Genomic DNA, 26,215 nt, shown 5'->3' with positions numbered 1-26,215 from the left:
ACACCTCTTCGATTATATAATTTGAATGATAAACAGGAGCGTGATAAAGTGTCAACCGTAGACCACCCACAAGGAAAGGGGAAGTTGGCATGACGCAAAAGGCTGTTCTCATGGTTGTGACGAGCGCAGACAAAATAGATGACACACTCCGGACAGGGCTGTGGCTGTCTGAATTTGCTGAGCCGTACACGGAGTTCGTGGCCCAGGGTTACCGGGTCACAGTGGCAAGCATCAAGGGCGGTTCGGCCCCTATTGATCCCCGGAGCCTCGACAATGAAACCGAAAAACGGTGGCCAGACGCCATTGCTGTGTTGAAGGACACGGTCCCCATCACCCAAGTCCGGGCTGAAGATTTCGACGCCATCTTCCTCCCGGGCGGGCATGGTACGATGTTTGATCTGCCCACGAATCCCGAACTTCAAAGCCTCATTCGCCAATTCGCGGAAACCGGCAAAGTCATCGCCGCTGTCTGCCATGGCCCGGCCGGCCTGGTCGGGGTCACGTTGACCAACGGAGAGCCGCTGGTGAAGGGAAAGCGGGTAACGAGCTTCACGAACGACGAGGAGCGGGCCGTCCAGCTCGATGACAAAGTGCCATTTCTATTGGAAGATCGTTTGAGAGAACTGGGCGCAGCGTTCATCGGGCAACCGCTTTGGTCCGATCACGTAGTGCAAGATGGAAACCTGATCACAGGTCAAAACCCGCAATCCGGAATCAGCACGGCCAAAGCGGTCATCAAAGCCCTGTCGTAACGTTCACGCAATGTGGATGAGCACAAAATCCGGTGGGTCAGAGATACTCCGACATGGACCATCGCAACCGCAAACCGTACGGCGCGGGAATCCACGGTCTTGTGGACCCTCTTGCAAAAATCTCCCCTATGAAGTATAGTGATAGCAACGTAAGGGAGTAGCTGCCGTGAAGGGGTTTCCCGACACGGATGAAGTACGCCGTCAGTACGGCAGGTGTGCCCGGCGTCTTACATGGTACCGACAGTGCGTCGGTTCTGTGAGCGAGACTTACAGTCCTATTTCCATTGGGCTGGGGTCTCGCTTTTTGTGTTGCTCCCCTTGCCCGAATCCGTCGGAGGTGCACAGATTGCATTGGTTTCTGCTGCTATGCAACATCACACTGGTTAACCTGATCCTGTCGGGCGACAATGCCCTCGCCATCTCGATGGCGGCGAGCCAAGTGCCCGAGGCCCACCGAAGGACCGCCATTGTCGTGGGCAGCGCTGTCGCGATTCTGCTGTTGATTGGGTTTCTCGCGGCGGGATCGTACCTGATTGACCTGCCGCTGCTCAAGAGTGTGGCCGGGCTGGCGCTGCTCTGGATTGCGGTGCGGTTGGCGATGGATAGAATCCGCCCGTCGACCGTGGCGGCTGCCGCCGAATCGCAGCGATGGACGTCGTTGCGGCGCGCGATTGGCGTGATTGTGGCGGCCGATTTGACCATGGAATTGGACAACGCCATGGCGATGCTCGGCGTGGCCGGGGGGCGCATCGGATTGCTGATGGCGAGCCTGCTCATCACCATCCCGTTCCTCATCTTTGGCAGCCACGTCATCGCGGCGGTTCTGCATCGGGTGGGCTGGTTGGTGTTCATCGCGGCGGCGTATATCACGTGGATTGCGGGAAATCTGATTGCGGACGATCCGCTCTATCACTCAACACCCTGGGCGGATACGCTTCAGTGGCTCGCTCCCGCCCTGTGCCTCGCCGCGTACGCGCTGATGCTGATGACGGCGCTGCGGAAAATGCGGACGGCCTCCCACTCGCCGGGTCGTTGAACCGCGCGCAGCGTATGAATGGGCGAGGAGAAATACGACGAATTGCGAAAAAACCATTGGAGGGAATGAACCATGAAGAAACTGTTGGCCATGATGACGGCGTTGATTCTCTGGCTGACACCGGCGGCGGCGCTGGCCGCCCCCACCACCGCTGCTTCGTCGTCCACGACGGTGGCGACACAGCACACGAATGCGGCGACGCAGGTCGTGTACGCGCGGTCGTACTCGTCCGGATTGCGCGCGCCGTCCTCGCGCGTGAGTGGGTATCGCTCACAGTACAGCGGCAGCACCAGCTCGTTTTCGAGCACCGCGCGCAGCGGGTTCGGCAGCTTCGGAAGCCACCTGTTCTCGTTCGGATCGGGCATGCTGTTGGGAGGCATGCTGAGCAGCATGTTCCATCCGTTCGGCGGCTATTACGGGTACGGCTACCACGGGTTTTCCCTGTTCGGGTTCATTGTGGACCTGATCCTGTTGTACATCGCGTACCGCATCGTTCGACGCTTGTTCTTCCGGTGATGAAGTGAACCATACGGGGTGGGTGGGCCACCGCCCGCCCCACATCAGGATGATTCATGGGGAAGGATGAATTGATTTGCAACTGCACTTTTCGGAACAGGATGTCATTGACGCATGCTGTGTCTATGTGGCAAACCATCACGGCGGTCGTCCGGAGGACGCGCGCGTGGAACTCTGGTACGATGACGGCCGCGGCTTTGGCGCCTACGCGCAAGCCGGGTGGCGCCGGGTTCAACTCACGGAACAGCAAATTGTCGACGCCGTCGCCGAGTACCTGGCTCAGTACCACAACTTCAATCCGTATGAATTGGACATTCACCTGCAATTCCCGGATGAATCGCGCATTGAGGCGTACATCGTCCGGCGCGATCCGGTCGTATAAATTTTGGGGGAGGGCGCGGGTGCACCCTCCCCTGTTCCCGACGTTCGAGCGGGGCCGACCCAGCGCCCCGCTGTACTTCAGATGCCCGATATCGGCCGGTCGTACACGGCCCATTCGGGGCGCAGGGGTTTCATTTCGTAGTCCACCACGTCACCGTACTCTTCGCCGGCGCGTGTAAACGTGAACGCGTGTTCGACCGGCGGATTGCTGCCGAGCGCCTCCGGCAGGAAATAGGGCAGCGTGCTGGTGGCTTCCGGGGAGGTGAGGATCCACAACAGCGGCTTCCAATCCAGTTCTCCCTCTGCGGATGCGACCACATCCCCCGACCATCGCTCCGCGGTGAAGACGTACATGCCGCTCTCGCCATTGAACGTGACCACGCCGCGAAACTCCGGTTGGCGCAAGCGTAAGCCGGTTTCCTCGCGAACCTCCCGAATGCAGGCGGCCAACGGCGACTCTCCCGCTTCAATCTTGCCGCCCACGCCGTTCCACTTCCCTTGATTCGGCTGCTTTCTCCGATGAATCAATAAAATTTCGTGATGCTGTTGTATGAAGCAGATGGTGTATGGCAGTCTCATGTTCTCCTCCGCTCGTCCGCAGACCCACCACAATACTAGCAAATCCATCAAAGGAATTGCGATGTTGACAGCGCGAGCGCGCGCAGACCAGCGCCAGGGGGACGTTAGTTCCGGGCGCCCTCCGCGTGCGGCAGGAGAACGCCGTACAGCGCCTCCACCGTGGGAACCCGGATGCCCGCCTGCCTGGCCAGTCGAACGGCCGCGCCCTGCAGGCTGTCGACTTCGAGCGGCAGCCGCTTGCGGAAGTCCTGGTGCATGGAGGAGGTTGAATCTGGCTGCATGGCCCGCACCACCTGCTCCTGCTGACGCACGAACGTCTCCGGCAGGGGACAGCCGTGGGCTTTCGCCAATTGCGCCATTTCCTCCAACGCCGCCGTGAAGACTGCCGCCGTCGGCGGGCTCGCCAGAATCTCGCCGATGGTGCAGCGGCTGGCCGTGGTCACTCCCGAAAAGGCCGTGATGAACGCGTACTTCTTCCACATATCCACGCGCACGTCATCGCTCAGAATCAATTGCAAATTGGCCGATCCGGCCTCCTTCAAAAACTGCTCACAGAACGGCTTCTGTTCCTCGGACAGTGGTCCAAATGTGATGTGATGGACGCGGTTGGTGTGCAACACCTGGCCGTCGGCGTCCAGTGTGCTGACGATGTGGACCAGTCCTCCGAGCACCCTGTCAGCACCGCACGCGTCAGCCAGCACGTCGAGATGCTCCATGCCGTTCAACAGAGGCAACACGTATGCCCCGCGCTGCGCGAGCGTCGCAATGGTCGGCAGGATGTCGGGCAAATGGTAGTTCTTCACGGCCAACAACACCACGTCGCATGCGCCCACCTCGTCCGCGCCGAGGGCGAGCTTCGGCACCACGTGTGCATCCCCCAACGGACTTTGCACGCGAAGCCCGCGCTGTTCCAACTGTGCTTTGCGCCTCGGCCGCACCAGGAAGGTGACATCGTGCCCCGCCTCCTGCCAACGCGCACCAAAATAACCTCCGACCGCCCCCGCGCCCGCAATCACCATCCGCATCCTTCATCTTCCCCTTTCCTAAATCCTTACGTCGTGGGTACCGGTACGTACGATGGCTGCACCGTGAACACATCGCCGTGCGCACGCACCACAACTTTGTCCACCTGTTCCCCCGCAGCCGCCAACAGGCGACGAAGCGGTTCATCCACCGGTTCCTGGGACAGCACGAACGTATCCCAATGCATGGGCACCAAAAACGTGCCTCCCGTATCGACGAACATTTGCCAAGCCTGTTCCGGCGTACAGTGAGCCGACTGGAACGACGCCGGCGCATACGCGCCGATGGGCATGCACACCACGTCGATGGCGCCGTGCGCGCGCAAGTGGGTGAAGCTTGGGACATGCGCGGTATCTCCGGCAAAAAACAGCCGCTGACCTGCGTGTTCCAACAGATACCCCGTCCAGCCGTACCGCTTGTTCCAGGGATAGCGGGCCCCCCAGTGGCGCACGGGCACCGCTGTCACGCGGATCCCGCACTCCGTCGTCACCGACGCCTCCCCGTGCAGTTCCCGCACGCGTCTGAACCGCAGGTGCCGCAGCAGACGAGACGTCCCCGCAGCGGTGATCACCTCAATGCGTGCATTGGCCAATGCGCGCAAGGTCGGCATGTCGAAATGATCCATGTGCGCGTGGGAGAGGAGAATCAGGTCGACATGCGGCGCCACGTCGGCCAAGGTCATGGCGGGCGCGGTGTGCCGGCGCGGACCAACGGCCACGGGCCCCAGGTGCAGGCCAACCCGTTCGGAGAAGACCGGATCGGTCAAAATCCCCAGGCCATTCCAGCGAATGAACAACGTGGAGTGGCCGATCCAGCAGACGGTCAATCCGTCCTCCGGCAGATCCGCCACGCGGACCCGGCGCGCCGGCTGTTTGTACGGAGGGCGCGGCGCGGATTGCCGATAGCGGCGGTACTGCAGGACCATGCCGCCCGCCAGCGCCACCACAATAACGGCCAACACGCCAATGCCCCAGAGAAACACATGCACGGTGGTTTCGGCTCCTTTCCGGTTTCCTACATCCATTGTAGCAGACGGCACGTATTGATCCCGCCCATACCCTGCCGTAGGATGAGGTCATCGAGACGTCGGCGAACCATGCCGTCACATCTTTGGTAGAGGAGTCCTGCACATGCATCATCTGACTGTCGGCATGTTGTCGTTTCTCTTCATCTCCGGATTTATCGCATCGTTTGTCGACTCGACCGTCGGTGGCGGCGGCCTCATCTCGTTGCCGGCGCTGTTGTTCAGCGGGCTGCCGCCGGCGTTAGCGCTGGGTACGAACAAACTGGCGAGTACCTGCTCATCGCTGACCAGTACGCTGTCCTACTTCAGGTCGGGCAAGGTGGACATGCGGCTCGTCCGTTACCTGTTGCCCATGTCCCTGCTGGGCTCCATCGGCGGAGCGGAACTGGTTCGCCATATTCCGAGCGGATTTCTGCGGCCGATGGTGGTGGTGATGCTGATGGTCGTCACCGTGTACACGGTGGTCAAACGGGACATCGGCAAGACGTCCACCTATCGAGGGCTGACACGCGGCATGGTGGCCGCCGCGGCAGGGGTGGCGTTCGCCATCGGCTTTTATGATGGTTTTTTCGGTCCGGGAACGGGGAGTTTCCTCATTTTCGCATTCGTGCTGATTGGTTTTGACTATGTTCAGGCCTCCGGCAACGCGAAGGCGCTCAACTTCGCCAGCAACGTGGGGGGACTGGCGACCTTTGCGGTGTTGCACGCGATTCAGTGGGAATACGGGGTGCTGATGGGCGCGGGCATGGTGGCGGGAGCCATTGCAGGCAGCGCCGTCGCAATTCGCAACGGCGCCGCGTACGTGAAGCCGATTTTCATTTGCGTCACCCTGCTGCTGATTGGCAAACAGTTGTGGACGATGCTCTGATTCAACCGGCCTTCTCTGCATGGACCTGTTGCAACCGACAGTTGGCGCACACGCCGAGGGGAACATCGTAGCCGCCAATGCGGCGAAATCCAGTCGCAAAAATGCGATGCATGGCATGATGATCCTGCATGGTCTCGCAGCGTACGCAGAAGCACTGCATCCACTTCACCCCCGGCTGGGTCAGTTCGCGCGGCCTGCCTCATCAGGTCGTTCCGATGCCGCTGACAGACCACAGCGGCCATAGGTTCTCCTTTAGAATCATTCGACAGGGATGACGCCCATCTGGGGGTGCTCATTGAAAAAATTTTCGGGAACGGATTCACCGCCCAGCGGAGACGAAGTTCAAAATGCCATCGGCAATCCGGGGCAGCGGCAGCTGCGCGTCCGCCAAACCAGCCTCCACCACGGCTCTCGGCATGCCGTACACGGCGCACGTCTCCGGCGCCTCGGCCATCACCCGTCCGCCGACCGCTTTCAACTGTTGGCACCCGCGCAGGCCATCGTTGCCCATTCCGGTCATGATGACGGCCAGCACATGCGGACGAATGGTCGGTGGGAGAGACAGCAGCGTCACGTCCACCGACGGCCGATAGCGCGTCTCCACGGAGGCCTCGGCGCGCACCGCCAGGCGCAGGCTGTCCGTGTCCGCCTCCACATACGTTTGCTGCCCGGCCTGGGCGATATAAATATGCCCGTCTCTCAACCGCTCTCCGCCCTCCACGTGATGCACCGGGAGTCTGCATTGCTTGCCCAACCGTTCCGCCAGGGGCTTCGTAAACCCGGCCGGCATGTGCTGCAGCACCAGAATGGGCGCGGAGAAATCCGCCGGCAGCTGCGGCAGCACCGCGCTCAGTGCGGGAGGGCCCCCGGTTGAACAACCGATGACCACCAACCGGATGGGCCCGCCAGTTTCCGCCTGCCCACCGCCGGTGGGCTCCATGCCGATAGGCCCCGCCTGCAACGTGCGGCCGCGAGGGTGGGACGGCTGATCCCGCCTCGCCACCGAAAGCAGGGTCTGGTGGAAGTGGCTCACCAGTTCCTCTGGTGCATCCTGACGCAGCAATTCAGTCTTCAAGAAACACTCCACCGCGCCGGCGGTCAGCGCTTCCAACGTGACCGCCGTCCCCGCCTCGGTGCGCGCGCTGAGCATGACAATCGGCCGCCAGCGTTGCGCCAGCAGCGCACGAACGGCCGCGATGCCGTCCAGCTTCGGCATGTCGACATCCATCGTGATGACATCCGGATTGAGCCGCTTCGCCTTCTCTACGGCATCCACGCCATCCCGCGCGGTGCCCACGACCTTCAGGTTCGGACAGCGCTCTATCAAATGTGTGATGGTCAGACGCATGAATGCGGAATCGTCCACCACCAACACGTTCACCGGCTGTTCCATTGATGATCCATCCTCCAAGCTGTGAATCTGCCCAGTTAAAAAGTCATCACATGATAAGATAGAACTACGTTCTCGTCAATTCCAAATGAAGGGGTGTCGCCCGCGTGTTTCAACCCAATCTCCTCAAAGACAAAATCGTGCTCGTCACCGGCGGCGGAACCGGCCTCGGCCGGGCCATGTGTGAACGATTTTTGAGTCTTGGCGCAAAGGTCGCCATCGCCAGCCGTCGTCAGGAAGTCCTGGAAGCCGCAGCAAACGAGATGTCCGCTGCAAGCGCTTACCCCGTCCTCCCAGTGGCCTGTGATGTACGCCATCCGGAACAGGTATCGACCATGCTGGATACGGTCATGCAGCACTTCGGGCGCATTGACGTGCTCGTCAACAATGCGGCGGGAAACTTCATCAGTCCCACCGAGCGGCTGTCGCATCGAGCGTTTGACGCAGTGCTCGGCATTGTCCTGCACGGAACGGTCTATTGCACGTTGGAGCTCGGCAAGCGGTGGATTGCCGCCGGTCAACCCGGAACCGTGCTGAACATCGTGACCACCTACGCGTGGACCGGATCGGGCTATGTGGTCCCATCCGCCGCGGCAAAAGCGGGTGTTCTGGCACTGACGCGTTCACTCGCCGTGGAATGGGCAAAATACGGTATCCGACACGTGGCCATCGCACCGGGGCCGTTTCCGACGGAAGGTGCCTGGTCTCGCCTCGCGCCGACGCCAGACCTCCATGAAAAGCTGGTGGCCCGCGTGCCGATGGGGCGGGTTGGAGACAAGTCGGAACTGGCGAATCTCGCATCCTACCTGATTTCCGACTACGCCGCCTACATCAACGGAGAAGTCATCACCATAGACGGCGGAGAGTGGTTGAAAGGCGCGGGCGAATTCAACGAGTTGGAAGCCGTCCCGACGGAGGCGTGGGACCGGCTTGCAGAGATGACGAAAAAGGGGAAGTGATGCTGCGTTGCCCATCACCGAACGGTTGCAGCGCGGATTGACGGTGCTGTTCATCGGGTTCAACCCTTCGCCCGCCTCGTACCAACGCGGATTCAATTATGCAGGCCGCAACAACCGGTTCTACCGCGTCCTGTACGGCAGCGGCCTGACGCCGCGGCTGTACGCACCGGAGGAAAGTCCACAATTGCTGGACGAATTCGGGTACGGCTTCACCAATCTGGTCGACCGACCGACGCGGACGGCGGCGGAGATCACAAGCGCCGAATACGCGGAAGGGCGCGCACGACTGCTTGAGAAGATGCGGCTGTACCAGCCAAAGTTCGCATGTTACGTCGGCAAAGGGGTCTACGAACACACGGCGCAACCGAAGCGAAGCGTCCCTTGGGGAATTCAGGAGGTTGGGCTGATTCCGGGGATCACGGACTTTGTGGCGCCGTCCACGAGCGGATTGGTGCGGATGACGCTGGACGAGCAGATTCACATTTACCGCGAGCTGGCCGTGGCCGCCCGCGCCGCAGTGGAGGCGTGGATGAAACGGGTGTGCCGACGGTGACGCATGCGGTTCTTCCGCTGTGTCACCGCCCGCGCGAGGAGACCTTAGGGTTGGTGCAACAAACGTTCAATCGCCCGTGCGACGCCCTCTTCGTCGCACCGGGCGGTGACCCAGTCCGCCTCGGCCTTCACCGCCTCCTGCGCATTTCCCATGGCAATGCCGAGACCAGCCCAGCGCAGCATCGGGATGTCATTGTAGCTGTCGCCAATGGCCGCGACCTCCTCCGCCGACCAGCCGAGGAAGTCCACCACCGTCTGCAGTCCGCTGGCCTTGGTCACGCCCTTGGGATTCACCTCAATGTTGAGGGGATGGGAGTTGGTCAACTCAAATCCTCCGTGCGCGCCCAACACCTGCCACAGCTCCGCGACAACGGCTTCGTCCTCCGCGAAGAATCCGACTTTCAGCCACGCCCGCTCCGCGTACGTCTTCGCGAATTCATCCCAATCGGCCAGGCCGCCCGTGTACGCGGACCAGAACCCAATCCGCTCACCATAGGTCCGCGCCAATTCGTGCAACCAGGCGACATCCTCCGTCGGCAGCGTGTGCCGTTCAATCAGTTGACCGTCCGGAGTCCACACCTCACCGCCGTTCATGGTGACGATGGGCACCCGTACACCGAGTGCCGCAGCGTACGTTGACGGGAGTCCGCGGATGTGTCGACCCGTTGCAAAGGTGAACTCAATGCCGCATTCCCGCGCCCGGAACAACCACCAGCGCGTTTCATCCGAGATTTCTTCGTGATTTTGCAACGTGGTTCCATCCATGTCGAGCGCCAACAGACGCACACGATGCTGAGCCAGTTTTGATTCCCCGCTTTCCATTCTCTCGTTTCACCATATCCGAATCCCCCATGCGCCGCAAGACCGCGTGGAGTCCTCCGGGGTATGCCCGTCATCACGACATGCCTGGATGCCATCCGGTGAACACACCAAATGGCGTGCCCATGGATCACGGCATCGGCACGCCATTCTTGGTCCGTCGCTTATCCTCGTTCATCCGCATATTGCATCCACGGACGTACGTCCGCATCAGGGCATTTCTTCAACAATCAACACCAGTTGCAAAATTCCCTTCGTCTCCAGCTCCACTGGAACGGACAGCGCGTGCCGGAATCCGGACAGTTTGATATCTCCCACAAACACGGTCGGCGGCGTGATGTCCAACAGCACTCCGTCCTGAGAAACATTGGTACACATGGTGCCGCCAATCATGTTTCCGAGTTCCCCGACAAACGATTCCAGCATTTCCCCTTCAATCCGCATGCCGAACATGGCCTCTGCCACGTTCCCGAAAACCGCCGGCTCTCCCGCCAACAGGAAACGCCCCCGGATCTGACCGGCCAATCCAATCAGGACGCCCATCTCCACATTCATAATCGGCGCGTCCACCAACAACGGTTTCTCGTTGCGCGCAGGGATTGGGATCACCGTCGAGACGGCGCTCAGCATTCCGTTCAACAAACCAGTCACGTATGTCGTGGACATCTCGTTCCTCGCCTTCCCCATCCTGTTGAACTTGTTGTGCGTTGCGTGCTCCGCCAACCCGGTAGCGGACAATCCCTCAGACCACATCGGGGAAGGTGCACGTTTGCCTATGTGCACAAATACTATCACGTTTCACCAGAGTTCGACAATTGGCGATTTGGACTATCTTCTGTGCCGTCGGCGGCACGGCGCCGACCGGCGCACCATACCCTTCCGTCCGCTCTGCCAGCGCCCGACGCACCATGTGGTACAATGGCCGCAAAGTCAACGAAGGGCGGTGTCGGACATGACCACATTTGCGAAGTCCGCGTACGATGAGGCGGTGGCGTTCCTGAAGGACGCAGGATTCGAGCAGCAGCATCCGCTGATGTACCACCGCGTCCAAGAAATCGGAAACTACTGGTATATTGTGACCGTGGGCCTGGAGGATGTCGATGAACAGTCCCTGCAGGCGACCATTCACGTTTTGCAGCGACCGCTGCCTAGGCGAAACCTCGGGTACGGCAACGGCGCGCTGCCGATTCGGCACGTATCGCCGACACAGGCGCCCCAGGTCATTCAATCCTTGGTGGAACGCCTGCAGCAATGGTTCGCCAAGCGCTCGCCATGACATACGGCGGACGGCGCGAGCTTGCCCATTGCGCTCAGATCCACTCGTTCTCTATTCCGCCCTCTCGACGTCCACTGCATCCACTGAGTCCACATACCGAAGTGCGGCGACCATTCCGCCGAGCGCCCGGCCGTCGCCCGCGACACAATGCGGGTTCGCACTGTGCAAACACCAATGGCCTGGATTGTCTGCGGTGAATTGAATGTCCACCGTTTGCAACGGCGCCACGGCCACCGTCGTCCGGGAAATGGGCGTGGGCAGCGCCTGCCCGCCGCGCCTTCGGGATGGCGAATCCACCGGAAACGTGAACATAAATCGGCAGAGATTGGCACACTAGGGACGATACTGAAGGAAAGGACTGATCCCGATGGCACCCATGACTTACCCCACTTCGTTGCCCGCACAGCACCAATCGCGTCAGCCGGGACTGGAATCCCAGATGAATCCGCTGCCCATTCACGAGGATGCGCCGCACGCAGGATCTCCCCGTTTGGCCGGCAAGGTTGCTCTCATCACCGGCGGCGACAGCGGCATTGGCAAGTCGGTCGCGCTGGCGTTCGCTCGTGAGGGGGCCGACGTAGCCCTCGTCTACTTGAACGAACACGGCGATGCGGAGGGGACTCGACAACGCGTCCAACAGCTGGGACGGCGCTGCCTGACGATAGCCGCCGATGTTCGCGATGAAACGCAATGTCAACAGGCGGTCAAACAGGTGGTGGATGCGTTTGGGAGATTGGATGTTCTCGTAAATAATGCGGCGGAGCAGCATCCCCAGGCGAGCATTGCGGACATTACACGAGATCAATTGGAACGAACGTTTCAGACGAACATTTTCTCCTGCTTCTACATGACGAAGGCCGCCCTCCCCCACCTGACGCCGGGCAGCGCCATCATCAACACGGCGTCTGTCACTGCCTACGAGGGCAATCCACAACTGGTGGACTACGCGTCGACCAAAGGGGCGATGGTGGCGTTCACCCGGTCGCTCGCCAAGCAGCTGGTCGACCGCGGAATCCGCGTCAACGCCGTGGCGCCGGGGCCCATCTGGACACCGCTGATACCGAGCACCTTCACGGCGGACCAAGTCGCCAAATTCGGCCAGGACACGCCGATGAAGCGGGCCGGCCAACCGGTGGAAGTGGCCCCGAGCTACGTGTTTCTCGCCTCCGAAGACGCGTCGTACATGACCGGCCAGGTGCTGCACCCCAATGGGGGTACGGCCGTCAATGGATAGCCCCGCGTCACTCGACCGGATCGCGGAGCTGTTGATGCGCGTTGAAGAGGGTCGGTGAGACGAGCACGCCCAGGATGATGCTGGTCAGCGCAGCCGCCGCCAGCAGGGCGAAGAGGATGAGCAATTGATAGCGGACGGCCTGGACCGGATCGGCCCCGGCGATGATCTGGCCGGTCATCATCCCGGGAAGCTGGACCAGGCCGGTGGTCTTCATCCCGTCGATGGTCGGGATCATGCTGGCTTTCACGCAGTCCTTGAGGATGGAGCGAATTGCCTGTCGAGGGGTTGCGCCGAGCGACAGCAACAACAGGACTTCCGGACGGCGCGCGGCGATCTCGCTGCGCAGCCGATTGAGAAACAGGCTCGCGATGACCATGGCGTTGCCCACAATCATCCCGCTCACGGGAATCACGTACTGCGGACGGTCGGGCAAAATGGACAAGGCCAGCAGAAACGCCATGGTCAATGCTTCGGTCACGGCGATGGCGGCGAACACGTAGCCGAACACCGCCTGCCAGCGCTTGGCCCGGCGCCCCGCGTTGTACGCTGCCACCGCCACCATGGCAGCCACCATCAGGAAGGTAAACCAGGGGGTATCGAGGGAGAAGATGAACTTCAACACGTACCCCACAGCCAGCAGTTGCAGCGTTGCACGAACCGATGCCACCACCAGGTCCTTCTCCAATCCCAGCCGCTGGCGCAGCGACAGGGCGATGGCAAAGGCGACAAACGCCAAGGTGAACGACAACGACAACAGACTCACGGCTGCAACGCCCCTCCCGCCTCGGCGGACTGCAGAAACGACCGCGCCGCCTCGGATTGCGGCGCACGGAAAAATTGTTCGGTGGGAGCCGCCTCGACGAGGCGCCCATCGACCATCAGCCAGGTTTCATCCCCCATGCGCCGCGCCTGATGAAGGTGATGGGTCACCCACAACACCGTGCAACCGGTCCGCTGCTGCAACGCGCGAACGGCGGACTCCACCTGCTGTGTCGCCGTCGCGTCAAGCGCCGACGTGACTTCGTCGAGGAGCAGCACACGCGGACGATTCAACACCGTGCGCACAAACGACAGCCGCTGCTTCTCGCCGCCCGACAGGTCCGCCGCCGACTTATCCAACAGGGCCACATCCAGTCCCACTCGGGTCAGCCATGCCTCCGCGTCGTCGGACGTGCCTCCATGCAGCGACGGTCCGAGCAGCAGGTTGTGGCGAACACTGCCGGGCAGCATGACGGGCGATTGAAACACCATGCCCACCTGTCTGCGCAATTCCGGGATATCCCAATCGCGCACCTCCACGCCAAACACGCGCACTCGCCCCTGGGTCGGTGTCCGCAACAGATTGCAGAGCGATAGCAGCGTGCTCTTGCCCGCGCCGGAAGGACCGACAATCGTCACGGTGGTGCCGGGGCGCACCTGGGCCGTGACGTCATGCAGTCCAGACACCCGCTCGCCCTCCTTAGCGCTGTAGCGGACGGATACGGCTTCAAACGACACAGCCCATTCGGCACTGGCTGTCTCCCGCCGCGCGCCTTGGCTTGCCTGCTGCTCACTCATACAGTCAACACATCGAGCGTGTGCAATCGCTGCACCGGTTGTCCGAAGGCCTCCGTCGCTTGCGCCACCAGGCGCTCCAGATCCCCTTCATGGGGATAATGCGTCAAGGCCAACCTCCGGGCGCCGGCCTCCCGAGCCAATTGTCCCGCTTGACCGGCGGTCATGTGGCCTGCACGCTTGGCGACCGTCTCTTCCCCGTCGTACATGCTCGCTTCGCAAAGGAACAAATCGGCCCCATGTGCCAACGTCCGCAAAGGTTGGCAGACACTTGAATCCGCCGAAAACACGAACACCTTTCCTTGGTGTTCAAACCGAACCGCCAGACACTTGACGGGATGCACCGTCGGGGCAAAGGTCAGCGTCAATTCGCCAATGTGCACGGTGTCCGTGGCATCAATGCGACGGACGTCGGCCAGCGGCTCCGTTCGCAGATCCCGCATCAATCCGGCTGGCCCCTCCAGCATGTACATGGGCAGCGGCGTCGTCCGCGTTTGATTCACCCGCGCTTTCAACAGGGCATAGCTCAAAACGCCGAGGTCGGCTGTGTGGTCGTAATGGTGATGGGTCACCACCACGGCGCTCAGCGATTCCACGCCGCAAAGTTTAAACAACTGCGCCAACACACCTGAACCACAGTCCAACAGCACTTTTTCGCCGTCCGTCTCGACCAAGAAGCCGGTGGTGGCTTCTCCCGGGGCCGGGTACGTGCCCCAATAGCCCAACACATGAATCTTCACCCTGCGTTCTCCTTTCCATTCGGTCATGCCAAGCGGCATTCACGCACACAGTTCGGCGTTCGCCCATATAACTGCATTGTTTCCATCACCGGAGCCCCCGCGCACGGATGGGGCTCGGAGGAGGTCATGCCTGGTGAGCGACATGTCGGCATTGCTGCCCGCCCTGTCCTGCGTGCTGGGGCATCTGGAAGCCAGTATCTATGCGGAACAAGTCTTTTGCTCAGTGGTCACGGAAATGGAGACCTTGCCGATGTTTCAAGATCAACCGCTGGTGGCCAGCATTCATCGCGAAAACTATGAAACCAGCTATCATCGCAATACCGCCGCCGGACACCTGCAGCGTTCGTTGGCCAACAGCGGTGTGAATATCCACCAGCTCATGGTGCTTACCGTGGAATGCCTGTACGAAACGCGAGCGCACGATCTGAAAGCCGAAACATACCTTCGACAGTTGGATCAAATCAACCATGAAGACGCGGCAGGCTGGATGGCGGCCGCCGTCAAATGGCACAGACGCCGCAAGCGTCAGCTGAACTTGGCGGCCCGCACGCTGCACAGTGTCCTCCCGTCGCCGCTGTGGGCAGAGGGTGCCAGGCGGGCCAGCGGACATCACTCGGGAAGCGGGAAGTCGATGGCGCGTAACTCGAGTGGCTCGAAGGGCCTTCCCTCCGCCTGACGCTCACGCAAAAATTGCAGCAGGTACTTCTTTGCGTCCTGGACCGCGTGCTCCTTGTTCTGCCGGAGGATTCGGCAGTGGGGGACCTCCGCGCAGGACGCCACGTACATGCCGTCCGGCATTTGATACAGTCCAATGTGCAACCGCACCGTCTTTGCCATGCTCACGGCCCCTTTCACGCCAGTCGCTCGAAATTCTATTCATATCCTATCCCATTGGCCAGCGGCCGGCAAACGAATGCGCACGCAGGTTCCGCGGTGCAGCTGAGTCCGAATCTGCATGGTGCCCCCGTACAGTTGAACCATGTGGAAACTGACGAGCAAGCCAAAACCGCGGGGTTGATCCGTTGCGTTTAACCACGGTACCCCCATCTCTGACGTCTCCCCCTCGGCCGCATCACCACACGGTGAAGCGCTGTCGCCGCCGGGTCCGCTGTCGCTGACCTCCACCAGTGCAAACCCGTCTGCCGAAGCAGCCGCAGACACCGCAATCCTTCCGCCCTCGGGCAGGGCATCGAGGGCATTGTGCAGCACATTCAGAATCACCTGGTGCAAATGCGCCCAATTGCCGTCGACCGCCACCGGCTGCGCCGGAGAGGTCAGCTGGACAGCCACCTGCTGCCGCGCTGCGACCGGCTGCACATCTGCCACCGCGGCCGCCGCAACCTCCGCGATGTCGACCACTTCCGCCCAATGGGGAACTGCCGCCGCCAACGCCAACAACTCCGAGACCGTGTGATTAATCTTGTCGGATTCGTCCAGCATCAGTCGATAGTAGCGGGCATACTGCGGATTGATTTCATGCAGGTACTGCGCGAAACCTCGGACCGCCGTCAACGGATTGCGAATTTCATGGGCAATCCCGGCGGCAATCTCCGCAACCATGACGGACGCGTCCCTTCGATGCAACAGCAAGTCCGCCGCGACTGGCCGAGACACATCGCGAAGGATGAGACACACAGCAGGCTGTCGCTGAAAGCGCATGATGGTTCCTGCCAGTTCGACTTCGGCCACCGTCCCATCCTGTCGTACGATCCGCACGGCGCCCAGTTGCACAGCGCCCTCCCCGGCACGCAGGGCGCACACCTGTTGAAGCATCTTCCGCAGGTCGCGCGGTTGGACCCACCGACGGATGGATGCTCCCACCAACTCCGCAGGCTTGCGGGCCCCGAGCATCCGGGCCGCTGCGGAATTTACGAACACCAACCGTCGCCCGCGAACCACCGCAATCCCGTGCGGTGCCAGGTCCATCGGGCGGTGATACCGCTGCTCCGTCAACCAACCCACTCCCATGAGTGCTGTTCAAGACACAATCTGAAGAATACCACAGCCGAAGATCAAAATTTGTCGCAAAATGTCGATCTGATCATACTTTTCTGAACAACGCTGGTCTGCAGTACCTGAGAGGGGCGCCCGCGCAGGCTCGCCACCTGGAGGTGCCCCCCATGATAGCAATCCCCATGATAGCCATCTACTCCTGCACCTGCTGTTTCATGATGGTCCGATGCAGCGGCATGAACGCCACGGCCACCACCGATAGAATGGCGCCCACCAGCATGGCCACGAACACCGTGTGCAGACCATGCGCCAGCACCTGATGCAAGAGGTTCTGGACGTTCTGCGGAAGTCTCTGCACCGCCGCCGGCTGCAGCACAGTGCTCACGTCTCCCTGTGGAATGCCATTCTGGTGCTGCAGGTGTGCTTTCGCGTAGCTGGCCAGCGACTGGTTGAACATTGTTCCAAGGATGGCGATGCCGACCGTCTGACCCAGCGACCGTACGAACGTACTCGACGCAGTGGCCGCCCCGCGCAGATTCCATCCCACGGCCGATTGAATCAGGACAGTGATGGGCGTCGTCGCATAGCCCATGCCGAGGCCCGACAACACCATCACCGCCACGAACATCCACGCGGGACTGACCAGTGTGATGCACGCAAGCCAAATGGCACCGGCGGTGATTAACAGCGTGCCGGCCACGGCGGTCAATTTCGATCCGACGCGATACATGTAACGCCCCGCCAACGTCGCGCCAATCGGCCACGCGATGGACAGCGGCATCAGTGTGAGGCCGGAACTGGTCGCGCTGAACCCGATGATGTCCTGAATCCAGTACGGCAAATACGCGGTCAAGCCAATCAAAACACAGCTGGTCAAAAATCCAACCAAATTCGACATCAGAATCACGCGATGCTTGAACAGGAACAAGGGTAGCATCGGTTCCTGCACACGCGCTTCAATCCACACGAACAGCGCCAGCGCCAGCACGGCCAGGACAAACAGGCCAATGATGGCAGCGGAGTCCCAAGCGTATTTCTGCCCCCCGTTGAGCAGTGCGTAGAGCAGCGCCGATACGCCGATGGTGAACGTCAACGCGCCCCCTACGTCAATGTGCCGCCGCGCCTTCTTTTCAAACTTCTCGTGCAGGGCAACCCACACGAGGACGAGGGAAACAATACCGACGGGAATGTTGATGTAAAATATCCATTGCCACGTCACGTTGTCGACGAAAAAGCCGCCCACCAACGGCCCGAGCAAGCCGGCAATCCCCCAGATGGAGCTGAACAGGCCCTGCATGCGCGCCCGCTGTTCCCCGGGAAACAGATCTCCAATGATGGTGAAGGTCAATGGCATCACCGCGCCCGCACCAATCCCCTGCAGGCCGCGGAACCAGATCAACTGCGACATGGAATGGGACAATCCGGACAACGCGGAGCCAATGAGGAAGAGTATGACGCCCACGGTGAAAATCACTTTCCGTCCGTACAGATCCGCCAGCTTCCCGTAAATCGGAGTGGTCACCGACGTCGTGAGCGTGTAAATGGCAAACACCCAGCTGAATGACTCCAGCCCACCGAGATCCGCGACAATTTTCGGCATGGCGGTCCCTACCACCGTCACATCGATGGCGACCAACAGTATGGCAACCAGCATGCCCAGCGTCACCAGGCGCCGGTTTGTCGTTCTTTCCACAAGTATCCCCCTCATCCGTCACATCTTCGTCCATGCTGGAAGAGTGCGAAAACCAGCACCATTATATTGATTTGTGACAGGGAAACCAACCACCGCCGGATGGATTCACAAATTAGACAAAGTCTATTTACAAAATGTGCACCGTTGTTCTCTGGACCATCGCGGACGGTTCTCCGTGATTCAGGGGGCTTCCGATTCCTCAAACCGGCATTCGCGCACATCCATCGGGACAAACGCCTGAATGCTCGGTTGCCGGAGTGTACGGCCGTCCGTCCAATCCGCGAACTGCACTTTGACCGCGAGCGTCGGTTTCAGCCAAACCGCGCCCGCACTGCGCGGCGGTTTGACGACAAACGGCATGTCCATTTGGCGAAGCGGTGCAATGCCTTCGGTGAGTCGAAGCCAATCCTGGTGGCTCAGTTTGCCCGTTCCCACATGTCCGACGTACCACAGGCGGCCCTCGGTGTCATAGAGCCCGAGCAGCAGGGCGTTGACCACCCCATCCCGCAAGGTGACACCGCCCACCGCAGCCACCACATCGCGGTACACCTTCTTTTTCCGCCAACGTCCATCTCTGCCATTCAGTGGATACGTGCTGGCGAGATCTTTCACGACAATCCCCTCGAGCCCCTGTTGCCGGACGGCGTTGTAGAGCCCCTCCGCATCGTCGAAATTTTGCACCAGCTGAATCCGGTCGGTGGGCCGAGTCACCTCCGCCAGCAGCGCCTGCCTCTTCTGCAGCGGAAGAGAGGTCAGCCACTCTCCGTCGAGGTACAGAATGTCGAAAATCATGTAGGTGACGGGTACCTGCTGAACCACGGACCGAATGGCGCTCTGCCTGCGCACCGCATCCCGCTTCATCACTTCAAAAAAAGACGGCTTCCCCCGCCGCCAAGCAATCACTTCTCCGTCGTAGATGACCGATTTCGCCGTGGAATACGCAGAGACATCGACCAGTTCCGGGTAATGCAGCGTCCGATTGTTGCGTCGACGATTGAACAGGTGAACCTCTCGTCCGTCGGAATACGTCAGGATGCGCACCCCGTCCCACTTCACCTGAGCCACCCATCCCGGACCAGCCGGGAGGTCGTCCACGCGAATCGGTTCAAATGGAATGATGGGCTGAAGCTCGATAGGTCAGTCAGTCCTTTCCCGGTTCACGCAGTGAGTGCGGCCCGTCAGAATACGCTTTCGAGTCATTGGTGAATCAGCCGCTCAATATCCGAGGCGATATTCTTATCATCGGTCACCTTGAGATTGCCGTATTCCTGCCGAATGTTCCCTGCGCCGTCCAACAACAGCGTGAGCGACGGATGGCCAATCTGCCCGTCCACCTGCTGCACCGTTTCCACCTTGTACATCCGCAACACCTGAAACACCTGTTTCGGTGGGCCCGTGAGGAATTCCCATCCGGACAGATCCGCATGGTACTCCGCCGCGTACTTGGCGAGGACCTGCGGCGTGTCGTGCGCCGGATCGATGGTCACCGAGATGAACTCCACCTTGTTCGGGAAGACGCCGCTCGCCTGCAGGCGACGCTGCACCTCGGCCATGGTGTACGTGGTAATGGGACATACGCTGCCGCATCGCGTGTAAATGAACGTGAGCAGCCGCACCTTACCGTTGGTCGTCGACAGGGTCACGCTGCGTCCAGCTGTGTTAATAAGGGTAAAATCCTGCGCCTGCCCGAGAACCGGAAAGCGCGAACTGCCGAATGCGTACATGTATCCAATCCCGCCGAGAACCGTCGCCAACAGCGCGCCAATCAATGCGTAGAACCATTGCCTGCGAAGAAAGCGTCCGACCGCCACCAGCATCTTCTCTCGCTCCTTTCTCGCCCGCTCCAATCCTATTCAGAGGATTCCGAGTAATTTCATTGTATCACCGGCCGGTGGCCAGGATGATGTTTTCCGAAGAATGATCAACAAATGGCGGGCATGTACAGGAGAAAGCGGTCGGTTTCCGTCGAATGAATGATACAATCAGGACGTTCCAAGCAATCCATGACACGACATTCCGCGACAACGTCGCGGACGTGTACCGCCACGACAGTTCAGGACGGAGGTATGACGTGTCGAGCAACCGCGGGTTTCGCGTTCCGGAGGCATTCGCTGAACAGGAAACGGACACAGCCGCTGCACCGCGACTCAGCAAGGGTGTGAGCGCGCTGTGGAGCGCTGTCATTCTTGTGGTGGGCGTGGCTCTGATGATTGTGTTTTTTCATTTGGATCGACATGATCAGATTTCAAATATGATCCGCGCCTCGGGCGGGCTGGGCATTGTCCTGTCCATCTTGCTCATGGCGCTGTTCTGCGTCATCCCGGTGCCCTCCGAGTTCTTGATGATTATGAACATGAAGGTGTTTGGCGTCTGGTGGGGCATTTTCTACACTTGGGTGGGGGCGATGCTCGGCGCGCTCTTGGTATTCTGGTTCGCGCGCACCGTGGGGCGTCACCTGCTGGAAGCCTTCGTTTCGCCCGAACGGCTGCGGCAGGTCAATCGATGGATCACCCATCGCGGACCGCTCGGCCTGCTGTTGGTGCGCTTGGTTCCGTTGCCGTTCATCGTGGTCAATTATGCGGCCGGTGTGCTGAAGTCGGTGCGTGTGCTCGATTATATCTGGACCACCGGCATTGGCCTGCTCCCTTACGACCTGGGTGCGGCGCTCGTCTTCCTCGGCGTGTCCACGCGCTTCCATCACTATCTGGTCCTCGGTGGAATTGTGGTGAGCGCCGTTTGGGTGGGCGGCTACCTGTACAACCGGTACGTGAACAAAGCGCAGCGCTGGGCCCACTGATGGCCGCAGCGTCCAGAGCAGCCGGTGGGCCCCACGGGACAGCCGGCTGCTCTGCTGTCCACCCGTTATGGCATGCGCGCGGCTGCCCCCTGATTCAACCGAGAGCAACCCGGCATGTTCCTCTCCAATACAGACCTTACCACCACCACGCCCACGGCAATAACCAGGCCAGTGCCAGGAAGGGGAAAAAGAAAAACGGCCACCACGCTTGCTCCGCGTCCACCTGCTGACCGGCAGCGGGCAACATCTCGACATCCGGCTGCGCTGCCCCGGCGGCCAGACGCGTTGTGCTGCCGGATACCGGGCGAATGTGAATCCCGTTCGCTGTGACGGAATGCAGGATGCCGTGGTGAATGCCGTCCCGTGTGGCGAAGACCACGTGTTGTCCAACGAATCGCATGCAATGGGTACGGTGAATCATCGTACTCCCCCTTTCGCGCCTCGTCATGCGGAAGCTTCCCTCCTCCACAGTAAATTCGCTGTCACAGGACGAAGCACAGTGCACGTGTCCCGAACCATTCGTCCATTTCGCGCGCGTGCTGAATACAGCAGCTTGCGGTATACTTTTGTTTCGTCAATAGAAATATTCGCTTCGGTCACGAAGTGGGGGGATGATGGATGCACACTGCGACAATCCCAAAATCATCGCGACCATCGGCGGTAAATCCGTGGCTGGTCCTCTGCATCACCAGCCTCGGTGTCATACTCGTCATGATCAACCTGGGCGCGCTCAACGTGGCGTTGCCCGCCATTGCACGGCACTTTCACACCACGGCCACCTTGGCCAACTGGGTGCTCCTGTCCTTCATGCTGGTGAACACGGTGCTCATCCTGGTGTTTGCGCAGTTCTCCGATTCCTATGGACGCAAACGCCTGTACCTGTTGGGCATGTTCATTTTCACCCTGGCCAGCCTGATCATCGGCTGGATGCCGAACATCTGGTGGTTTCTCGCCGTTCGCGTGCTGCAGGCGGCCGGCGGTGCACTCATCATCGCCAACAACACAGCCCTGATCACCGACGCCTTCCCGGAAGAAAAGCTCGGCACCGGGCTTGGCCTGAATGTCCTCGTCAGCTCTGCGGCACAGCTGGCGGGGCCGGTGATCGGAGGGGTGATTGCGTCCCAATTTGGATGGCAGTGGGTATTTTGGTCGGGAGTTCCGGTTGGCATCCTCGGCCTGGGGCTCGGCATCATCATCCTGCGAAAGTTCCGCTCCGCCGGAAGCGGACGTCCCATTGACGGAGTCGGCGGATTCCTGACGTTTGTGGCCATCGGTGGGCTGGTCCTGGCCCTGTCAGAGGCAAGCACGCTTGGCTGGGGGCATCCCGTGGTGCTCGCGGGACTTGCGATGTTCGTCATCGCCGCGCCGCTTCTGTGTTGGCTGGAGCCCCGCAGGGCTTCACCCATGTTCGACTTCACGCTGTTTCGCCACCGGACCTACGCCATGGCCAATCTCGCCGCGTTCCTCAACGCGTTCGCCCGAGTGTCTGTGGTGTTGCTGAGCAGTCTGTACCTGCAGTCGGTTGTCGGCACCAGCGCGTTCGACGCAGGTCTTGCTGTCCTTCCCGTCACCTTAGGTGTGCTGGTGGCCTCGCCCATGGCGGGTGCGCTCACCGGTCGATGGTCGGCGCGCGTGCTCTCCACCACAGGCCTTGGCATCAGTGCCGCAGGATTGGTCATCCTGCTGGCAGCACTGCAGCCGAAGCCGGTCTACGTGTGGGATGCGCTCGGCATGCTGCTGGTTGGGTTCGGCAGCGGATTGTTCCTGACACCCAACACGCGATCCATCATGACCGGCGTTCCCTATGATCGCCGCGGCTTCGCCAATGGGCTGCGGTCGATGCTGCAGAATATGGGACAGGTGCTCAGCACAGCCATCTCGTTGACTCTCGTCACCGCCGTGCTGCCCGCGCGGCTGCAGGACGTCGTGTACCAAGGCACCGCCAAGCCGCTGGCACTTCCCGATGTGGAGCAAATCACAAACGGCTACCGGTTGGCGTATCTGGTGCTGTTGGCCGCCACCATGGCCGGCATCGCGGTATCGGCGTTGCGCGAATCGCTGTCCGCGAAGCCGTCCGAGCATGCGTGACCCGCTTCACTTCCCGTCTATGTCGCCAGCGGTCGAAGCGGTATAATCCAACCATGCAAACCATGAAACGTCCTCCGCTGCGCCGCTGGTGGCTTGGCGCGCTGATCATCGCCATCTGTGCAGTCCTCATCCTGCACATGTCAACCGTTCACCGCTTGGTCTCCTCGATTCAGGACCTGCAGCAATGGATCCGGCAGAGCGGCCCCTTCGGTCCGCTCCTGACCATTGGTTTGCTCGCCCTGCATGGCATTGTGTGGATCCCGTCCGAGTTGGTGATGGTGTCCAACCTGGCACTGTTCGGTCCCTGGATGGGCACGTTGTATTCGTGGATTGGCGGTATGATGTGCGCCCACCTGTCATTCTGGATGGCCCGAACATGGGCCCGGCCCTTGGCCATTCGCTGGGTGCCCCGCGCAGCCATGGACAAGCTGGATCACATCACCTCGCGGTACGGTGTCACGGGACTGCTGCTGATGCGGCTGATTCCGTTTGTGGCGTACAGCGCGGTCAATTACGGCGCCGGATTGACCAACATCCCGCTGCGCCACTTCACCTGGACCACCGCCGTCGGCTTGCTGCCGTTTGAAGTCATCCTGGCTCTCGCCTACACAGGGATCTCACACCGCCACAGCTCACTGTGGTTTTGGGTCTTTGCCGTCGGGGCCACCATCGGCGTCACCTGGATGGTCCGGCGCAGGCACCGTCGTTAGCCCATCCAACTGCAATGGCCCACAGCGTTTATGATTCATATACAAATCGGCAGGTACGTTCCTCCACCAGTCGAAATGTATGATACGCAGCCGAGACTGCGTTCAACGGTCATCGCTCGACCCTGTGCCTCCCTTTCGGCTGTAGGGCCTAGCAGCTCCCGCCGGGAACGGAGGGGTTGGTACACGTGAGGATGAGAAGGTTTCGGTTGAAAGTGATTTGGCTTTGGTTCATCCCGTTCCAGGTTGAAGTGGAAACGGAGACCACCGACCAAGCAACCGACCGTCGCCCTCAAAGCGCCGGCCGACGCCGGGGGTAACGGCCGCTTCTCTGCGAGAATACGGCCCGAGCGAGAGCTGTTGCAGGCCTAGTCCGACGTCCTCGTTCTTCGGAACGGGGACTTTTTTCTGCCTCCTGCGTCCTTGCCTCGGTCTACGCGTCCTCTTCACCATTGCGAACCAAGCCGCGCTTCCCTATGATAAAGGGATATGTGCGGATACCGGCCCTCAGCGCGACTGTCATGCCGCAGACCGCATTCCGCGCTTGTACAGCAAACTTCTTTGGAGGCAAAAAAATGGCCACGCAAGAACGCGAGATTGTGCGGACGGAAACGAACAAACGACGCACCTTTGCCATTATCTCACACCCGGATGCGGGCAAAACCACCCTGACGGAAAAACTGCTCCTGTTTGGCGGCGCCATTCGCGAAGCCGGTACCGTCAAAGGGCGCAAGGCCCGCCGGCACGCGACGTCCGACTGGATGGAGATTGAAAAGAAGCGCGGCATCAGCGTCACGTCCACCGTTCTGCAATTCACATACGAGGGCTGTCACGTCAACATTTTGGATACGCCTGGACACGAAGATTTCAGCGATGACACGTATCGCACGTTGACCGCCGCGGACAGCGCCGTGATGCTCATTGATGCCGCCAAAGGCGTGGAGCCGCAAACCATTAAGCTGTTCGAAGTCTGTCGCATGCGCGGCATTCCCATTTTCACCTTCATCAACAAATTGGACAGACAGGGCAAAGATCCGCTCGAGTTGCTGGAAGAAATCGAGGCCGTCCTCGGCATTCGTTCGTGTCCCGTCAACTGGCCTGTCGGCATGGGCGCCAGTTTCCAAGGAATCTACAATCGCATGACCCAAATCTTCGAACCGTTTGCGGGCAAGTCCGCAGAGGCGGCGGCTTCCCCCATCGTCGTTGACAGCGTCGAAAGCAGCACGCTGCGCGATGTACTCGGCGAGTCATCCCATCAAAAACTGGTCGAAGACATCACCCTGCTCGACGTCGCAGGCAACCCGTTTGACTTGGCCGCGGTCTCTGCCGGCCAGCTGACGCCGGTGTTCTTCGGCAGTGCCATCTCCAGCTTTGGCGTGCGCACCTTCCTTCAACAGTTCATCCAAATGGCGCCCCCTCCGGGACCACGGCGCACCGAGGACGGGACGCTGCGCGACATCACCGCTCCGTTCTCCGGATTCATTTTCAAGATTCAGGCGAATATGAACCCGGCCCACCGAGACCGCGTGGCGTTCCTGCGCGTCTGTTCCGGTCAGTTTGAACGCGGCATGTCGGTGCGCCATGAGCGAACGGGCAAATCCATCAATCTGTCGCAGCCGCAACAGTTTTTTGCCCAGGATCGAACCGTGACCGAGGTGGCGTATCCCGGCGATATCATCGGCATTTTCGATCCGGGACAGTTTCAAATCGGCGACACGCTGTCTGTGGATGGCGGATTTTCATTTGAATCCCTGCCACAGTTTTCCCCGGAGCACTTCGCTCGAGTGACAGTCAAGGACACCATGAAGTACAAGCAGTTTCACAAAGGATTGCAACAACTGGCGGAGGAAGGCGCGGTCCAGGTGTTCCGAATGGTCAACCGCACGGAAGATATGATCCTCGGTGTGGTCGGCCCCCTGCAGTTGGATGTCTTCGAGTACCGCCTGCAGTCCGAATACGGCGCCGAACTGCGGATTCAACACCTGCCGTACCGTTTCGCCCGTTGGCTGCAGGGGGAAGCGGTGGAAGCGATGCAGTACGATCACGCTTCCTGCTTGCTCGTCAAGGACCATCGGGATCGCCTCGTGATGCTGTTCCCGGACGAGTTCTCTCTCCGCTTTGTCGCGGACAAGAACCCAGACGTTCGCCTGTTGCCAACTTCCTACGGGCTGTAGCAACGGCCTCATTCCTTCGTGAACCAGCGATTCCACAAGGGCCTGGCGCCGTGCGCCTCGGCCTTTTTTTCACTTTCCAATCCGCATGGAACGCCTGCCG

29 protein-coding genes are annotated in these 26,215 nt (G+C 60.6%); 14 read left to right on the top strand and 15 right to left on the bottom strand.

Annotation, left to right across the window (positions count from 1 at the left end; genetic code table 11):
* The first annotated feature begins 89 nt into the window (after nucleotides 1–89).
* The 4 genes from G463_RS0100970 (at nucleotide 90) to G463_RS0100955 (ending at nucleotide 2,686) form a co-directional block, all read left to right on the top strand.
* The gene (locus tag G463_RS0100970; protein WP_026973713.1) at nucleotides 90–752 is read left to right on the top strand and encodes a type 1 glutamine amidotransferase domain-containing protein; all 663 of its coding nucleotides are present in this window, start codon (nucleotides 90–92) and stop codon (nucleotides 750–752) included.
* Nucleotides 753–1,098: 346 nt separating this feature from the next.
* The gene (locus tag G463_RS17940) at nucleotides 1,099–1,788 is read left to right on the top strand and encodes a YjbE family putative metal transport protein (RefSeq protein WP_051321748.1); all 690 of its coding nucleotides are present in this window, start codon (nucleotides 1,099–1,101) and stop codon (nucleotides 1,786–1,788) included.
* Nucleotides 1,789–1,860: 72 nt separating this feature from the next.
* Complete coding sequence (locus G463_RS0100960; RefSeq protein ID WP_026973712.1) at nucleotides 1,861–2,304, top strand: hypothetical protein; 444 nt, start codon at nucleotides 1,861–1,863, stop codon at nucleotides 2,302–2,304.
* 76 nt (nucleotides 2,305–2,380) lie between these two features.
* Nucleotides 2,381–2,686: a DUF2653 family protein gene (locus tag G463_RS0100955; RefSeq protein WP_026973711.1), complete on the top strand. Its 306-nt coding sequence runs from the start codon at nucleotides 2,381–2,383 to the stop codon at nucleotides 2,684–2,686.
* A gap of 77 nt (nucleotides 2,687–2,763) precedes the next feature.
* On the opposite strand, the gene G463_RS17935 is transcribed toward G463_RS0100955, so the two are convergent.
* The 3 genes from G463_RS17935 to G463_RS0100940 form a co-directional block, all read right to left on the bottom strand.
* On the bottom strand, nucleotides 2,764–3,264 hold the full coding sequence (locus tag G463_RS17935; protein ID WP_051321747.1) for an NUDIX hydrolase: 501 nt from the start codon (nucleotides 3,262–3,264) through the stop codon (nucleotides 2,764–2,766).
* Nucleotides 3,265–3,368: 104 nt separating this feature from the next.
* Complete coding sequence (locus G463_RS0100945; RefSeq protein WP_026973710.1) at nucleotides 3,369–4,289, bottom strand: ketopantoate reductase family protein; 921 nt, start codon at nucleotides 4,287–4,289, stop codon at nucleotides 3,369–3,371.
* Nucleotides 4,290–4,315: 26 nt separating this feature from the next.
* On the bottom strand, nucleotides 4,316–5,275 hold the full coding sequence (locus tag G463_RS0100940; protein ID WP_035484851.1) for an MBL fold metallo-hydrolase: 960 nt from the start codon (nucleotides 5,273–5,275) through the stop codon (nucleotides 4,316–4,318).
* A gap of 142 nt (nucleotides 5,276–5,417) precedes the next feature.
* On the opposite strand from G463_RS0100940, the gene G463_RS0100935 reads away from it, so the two are divergent.
* On the top strand, nucleotides 5,418–6,179 hold the full coding sequence (locus G463_RS0100935) for a TSUP family transporter (RefSeq protein WP_026973708.1): 762 nt from the start codon (nucleotides 5,418–5,420) through the stop codon (nucleotides 6,177–6,179).
* 319 nt (nucleotides 6,180–6,498) lie between these two features.
* Here G463_RS0100935 and cheB read toward each other — a convergent pair whose 3' ends face one another.
* Complete coding sequence (gene cheB, locus G463_RS0100925) at nucleotides 6,499–7,572, bottom strand: chemotaxis-specific protein-glutamate methyltransferase CheB (RefSeq protein ID WP_026973707.1); 1,074 nt, start codon at nucleotides 7,570–7,572, stop codon at nucleotides 6,499–6,501.
* A 104-nt stretch (nucleotides 7,573–7,676) separates the two neighbouring features.
* Here cheB and G463_RS0100920 point away from each other — a divergent pair, with 104 nt between their 5' ends.
* Both G463_RS0100920 and G463_RS0100915 read left to right on the top strand, forming a co-directional pair.
* Complete coding sequence (locus G463_RS0100920; RefSeq protein ID WP_026973706.1) at nucleotides 7,677–8,528, top strand: SDR family oxidoreductase; 852 nt, start codon at nucleotides 7,677–7,679, stop codon at nucleotides 8,526–8,528.
* A gap of 7 nt (nucleotides 8,529–8,535) precedes the next feature.
* The gene (locus G463_RS0100915) at nucleotides 8,536–9,081 is read left to right on the top strand and encodes a mismatch-specific DNA-glycosylase (RefSeq protein ID WP_026973705.1); all 546 of its coding nucleotides are present in this window, start codon (nucleotides 8,536–8,538) and stop codon (nucleotides 9,079–9,081) included.
* A 44-nt stretch (nucleotides 9,082–9,125) separates the two neighbouring features.
* Here G463_RS0100915 and G463_RS0100910 read toward each other — a convergent pair whose 3' ends face one another.
* Nucleotides 9,126–9,902 (bottom strand): Cof-type HAD-IIB family hydrolase, encoded by a 777-nt coding sequence (locus tag G463_RS0100910; RefSeq protein ID WP_051321746.1) that lies wholly within the window; start codon nucleotides 9,900–9,902, stop codon nucleotides 9,126–9,128.
* A gap of 207 nt (nucleotides 9,903–10,109) precedes the next feature.
* Complete coding sequence (locus G463_RS0100905; RefSeq protein ID WP_026973703.1) at nucleotides 10,110–10,565, bottom strand: chemotaxis protein CheX; 456 nt, start codon at nucleotides 10,563–10,565, stop codon at nucleotides 10,110–10,112.
* Nucleotides 10,566–10,851: 286 nt separating this feature from the next.
* Here G463_RS0100905 and G463_RS22660 point away from each other — a divergent pair, with 286 nt between their 5' ends.
* On the top strand, nucleotides 10,852–11,175 hold the full coding sequence (locus G463_RS22660) for a hypothetical protein (protein WP_026973702.1): 324 nt from the start codon (nucleotides 10,852–10,854) through the stop codon (nucleotides 11,173–11,175).
* Nucleotides 11,176–11,226: 51 nt separating this feature from the next.
* On the opposite strand, the gene G463_RS0100895 is transcribed toward G463_RS22660, so the two are convergent.
* The gene (locus G463_RS0100895) at nucleotides 11,227–11,472 is read right to left on the bottom strand and encodes a multicopper oxidase domain-containing protein (protein WP_169725396.1); all 246 of its coding nucleotides are present in this window, start codon (nucleotides 11,470–11,472) and stop codon (nucleotides 11,227–11,229) included.
* Between the two features lie 79 nt (nucleotides 11,473–11,551).
* On the opposite strand from G463_RS0100895, the gene G463_RS0100890 reads away from it, so the two are divergent.
* On the top strand, nucleotides 11,552–12,409 hold the full coding sequence (locus G463_RS0100890; RefSeq protein ID WP_026973700.1) for an SDR family oxidoreductase: 858 nt from the start codon (nucleotides 11,552–11,554) through the stop codon (nucleotides 12,407–12,409).
* A gap of 7 nt (nucleotides 12,410–12,416) precedes the next feature.
* On the opposite strand, the gene G463_RS0100885 is transcribed toward G463_RS0100890, so the two are convergent.
* Genes G463_RS0100885 through G463_RS17920 form a run of 3 tightly spaced genes read right to left on the bottom strand, consistent with a single transcriptional unit; the run spans nucleotide 12,417 to nucleotide 14,703 of the window.
* Nucleotides 12,417–13,172, bottom strand: coding sequence for an ABC transporter permease (locus G463_RS0100885; protein WP_026973699.1), 756 nt, complete (start codon nucleotides 13,170–13,172; stop codon nucleotides 12,417–12,419).
* Complete coding sequence (locus G463_RS17925; RefSeq protein ID WP_051321745.1) at nucleotides 13,169–13,966, bottom strand: ABC transporter ATP-binding protein; 798 nt, start codon at nucleotides 13,964–13,966, stop codon at nucleotides 13,169–13,171. The genes G463_RS0100885 and G463_RS17925 overlap by 4 nt, the downstream gene beginning before the upstream one ends.
* The gene (locus tag G463_RS17920) at nucleotides 13,963–14,703 is read right to left on the bottom strand and encodes an MBL fold metallo-hydrolase (RefSeq protein WP_035484844.1); all 741 of its coding nucleotides are present in this window, start codon (nucleotides 14,701–14,703) and stop codon (nucleotides 13,963–13,965) included. The genes G463_RS17925 and G463_RS17920 overlap by 4 nt, the downstream gene beginning before the upstream one ends.
* Before the next feature lie 133 nt (nucleotides 14,704–14,836).
* Between G463_RS17920 and G463_RS0100870 the strand changes: the two genes are divergently transcribed.
* The gene (locus G463_RS0100870; RefSeq protein ID WP_026973698.1) at nucleotides 14,837–15,379 is read left to right on the top strand and encodes a hypothetical protein; all 543 of its coding nucleotides are present in this window, start codon (nucleotides 14,837–14,839) and stop codon (nucleotides 15,377–15,379) included.
* 200 nt (nucleotides 15,380–15,579) lie between these two features.
* Here G463_RS0100870 and G463_RS0100865 read toward each other — a convergent pair whose 3' ends face one another.
* The 4 genes from G463_RS0100865 to G463_RS0100850 form a co-directional block, all read right to left on the bottom strand.
* Complete coding sequence (locus G463_RS0100865) at nucleotides 15,580–16,656, bottom strand: two-component system sensor histidine kinase NtrB (protein WP_026973697.1); 1,077 nt, start codon at nucleotides 16,654–16,656, stop codon at nucleotides 15,580–15,582.
* 193 nt (nucleotides 16,657–16,849) lie between these two features.
* Nucleotides 16,850–18,349 (bottom strand): MDR family MFS transporter, encoded by a 1,500-nt coding sequence (locus G463_RS0100860; RefSeq protein ID WP_026973696.1) that lies wholly within the window; start codon nucleotides 18,347–18,349, stop codon nucleotides 16,850–16,852.
* Between the two features lie 180 nt (nucleotides 18,350–18,529).
* Nucleotides 18,530–19,483 (bottom strand): ATP-dependent DNA ligase, encoded by a 954-nt coding sequence (locus G463_RS0100855; RefSeq protein WP_026973695.1) that lies wholly within the window; start codon nucleotides 19,481–19,483, stop codon nucleotides 18,530–18,532.
* 62 nt (nucleotides 19,484–19,545) lie between these two features.
* Entirely contained in the window at nucleotides 19,546–20,166 is a 621-nt protein-coding gene (locus G463_RS0100850; RefSeq protein WP_026973694.1) for an SCO family protein, read from the bottom strand.
* Between the two features lie 254 nt (nucleotides 20,167–20,420).
* On the opposite strand from G463_RS0100850, the gene G463_RS17915 reads away from it, so the two are divergent.
* Nucleotides 20,421–21,146 (top strand): TVP38/TMEM64 family protein, encoded by a 726-nt coding sequence (locus G463_RS17915; RefSeq protein WP_169725395.1) that lies wholly within the window; start codon nucleotides 20,421–20,423, stop codon nucleotides 21,144–21,146.
* 136 nt (nucleotides 21,147–21,282) lie between these two features.
* On the opposite strand, the gene G463_RS17910 is transcribed toward G463_RS17915, so the two are convergent.
* Nucleotides 21,283–21,567, bottom strand: coding sequence for a hypothetical protein (locus G463_RS17910; protein WP_051321743.1), 285 nt, complete (start codon nucleotides 21,565–21,567; stop codon nucleotides 21,283–21,285).
* Nucleotides 21,568–21,764: 197 nt separating this feature from the next.
* On the opposite strand from G463_RS17910, the gene G463_RS17905 reads away from it, so the two are divergent.
* From G463_RS17905 to G463_RS0100825, 3 genes are all read left to right on the top strand, one after another.
* Nucleotides 21,765–23,234, top strand: a complete 1,470-nt coding sequence (locus G463_RS17905) for an MFS transporter (protein ID WP_051321742.1) — start codon at nucleotides 21,765–21,767, stop codon at nucleotides 23,232–23,234.
* A gap of 53 nt (nucleotides 23,235–23,287) precedes the next feature.
* On the top strand, nucleotides 23,288–23,944 hold the full coding sequence (locus G463_RS0100830; protein ID WP_026973693.1) for a TVP38/TMEM64 family protein: 657 nt from the start codon (nucleotides 23,288–23,290) through the stop codon (nucleotides 23,942–23,944).
* 572 nt (nucleotides 23,945–24,516) lie between these two features.
* Nucleotides 24,517–26,115, top strand: a complete 1,599-nt coding sequence (locus tag G463_RS0100825; RefSeq protein ID WP_026973692.1) for a peptide chain release factor 3 — start codon at nucleotides 24,517–24,519, stop codon at nucleotides 26,113–26,115.
* Nucleotides 26,116–26,215: the final 100 nt, after the last annotated feature.

Source organism: Alicyclobacillus contaminans DSM 17975, from assembly GCF_000429525.1.
GTDB lineage: Bacteria > Bacillota > Bacilli > Alicyclobacillales > Alicyclobacillaceae > Alicyclobacillus_A > Alicyclobacillus_A contaminans.
Note: the sequence above shows the minus strand (reverse complement) of the source record. Positions and strands in the feature narration are given on the sequence as shown.

Bases quoted from the DNA above. Each gene is read 5' to 3' on its own strand.
- G463_RS22660 (WP_026973702.1), top strand. From the start codon at position 10,852: ATGACCACATTTGCGAAGTCCGCGTACGATGAGGCGGTGGCGTTCCTG.
- G463_RS0100890 (WP_026973700.1), top strand. From the start codon at position 11,552: ATGACTTACCCCACTTCGTTGCCCGCACAGCACCAATCGCGTCAGCCG.
- G463_RS0100910 (WP_051321746.1), bottom strand. From the start codon at position 9,902: ATGGAAAGCGGGGAATCAAAACTGGCTCAGCATCGTGTGCGTCTGTTG.
- G463_RS17910 (WP_051321743.1), bottom strand. From the start codon at position 21,567: ATGATTCACCGTACCCATTGCATGCGATTCGTTGGACAACACGTGGTC.
- cheB (WP_026973707.1), bottom strand. From the start codon at position 7,572: ATGGAACAGCCGGTGAACGTGTTGGTGGTGGACGATTCCGCATTCATG.
- G463_RS0100970 (WP_026973713.1), top strand. From the start codon at position 90: ATGACGCAAAAGGCTGTTCTCATGGTTGTGACGAGCGCAGACAAAATA.
- G463_RS0100945 (WP_026973710.1), bottom strand. From the start codon at position 4,289: ATGCGGATGGTGATTGCGGGCGCGGGGGCGGTCGGAGGTTATTTTGGT.
- G463_RS17935 (WP_051321747.1), bottom strand. From the start codon at position 3,264: ATGAGACTGCCATACACCATCTGCTTCATACAACAGCATCACGAAATT.
- G463_RS0100905 (WP_026973703.1), bottom strand. From the start codon at position 10,565: ATGTCCACGACATACGTGACTGGTTTGTTGAACGGAATGCTGAGCGCC.
- G463_RS17905 (WP_051321742.1), top strand. From the start codon at position 21,765: ATGCACACTGCGACAATCCCAAAATCATCGCGACCATCGGCGGTAAAT.
- G463_RS0100850 (WP_026973694.1), bottom strand. From the start codon at position 20,166: ATGCTGGTGGCGGTCGGACGCTTTCTTCGCAGGCAATGGTTCTACGCA.
- G463_RS0100825 (WP_026973692.1), top strand. From the start codon at position 24,517: ATGGCCACGCAAGAACGCGAGATTGTGCGGACGGAAACGAACAAACGA.
- G463_RS0100960 (WP_026973712.1), top strand. From the start codon at position 1,861: ATGAAGAAACTGTTGGCCATGATGACGGCGTTGATTCTCTGGCTGACA.
- G463_RS17925 (WP_051321745.1), bottom strand. From the start codon at position 13,966: ATGAGTGAGCAGCAGGCAAGCCAAGGCGCGCGGCGGGAGACAGCCAGT.
- G463_RS0100830 (WP_026973693.1), top strand. From the start codon at position 23,288: ATGCAAACCATGAAACGTCCTCCGCTGCGCCGCTGGTGGCTTGGCGCG.
- G463_RS0100935 (WP_026973708.1), top strand. From the start codon at position 5,418: ATGCATCATCTGACTGTCGGCATGTTGTCGTTTCTCTTCATCTCCGGA.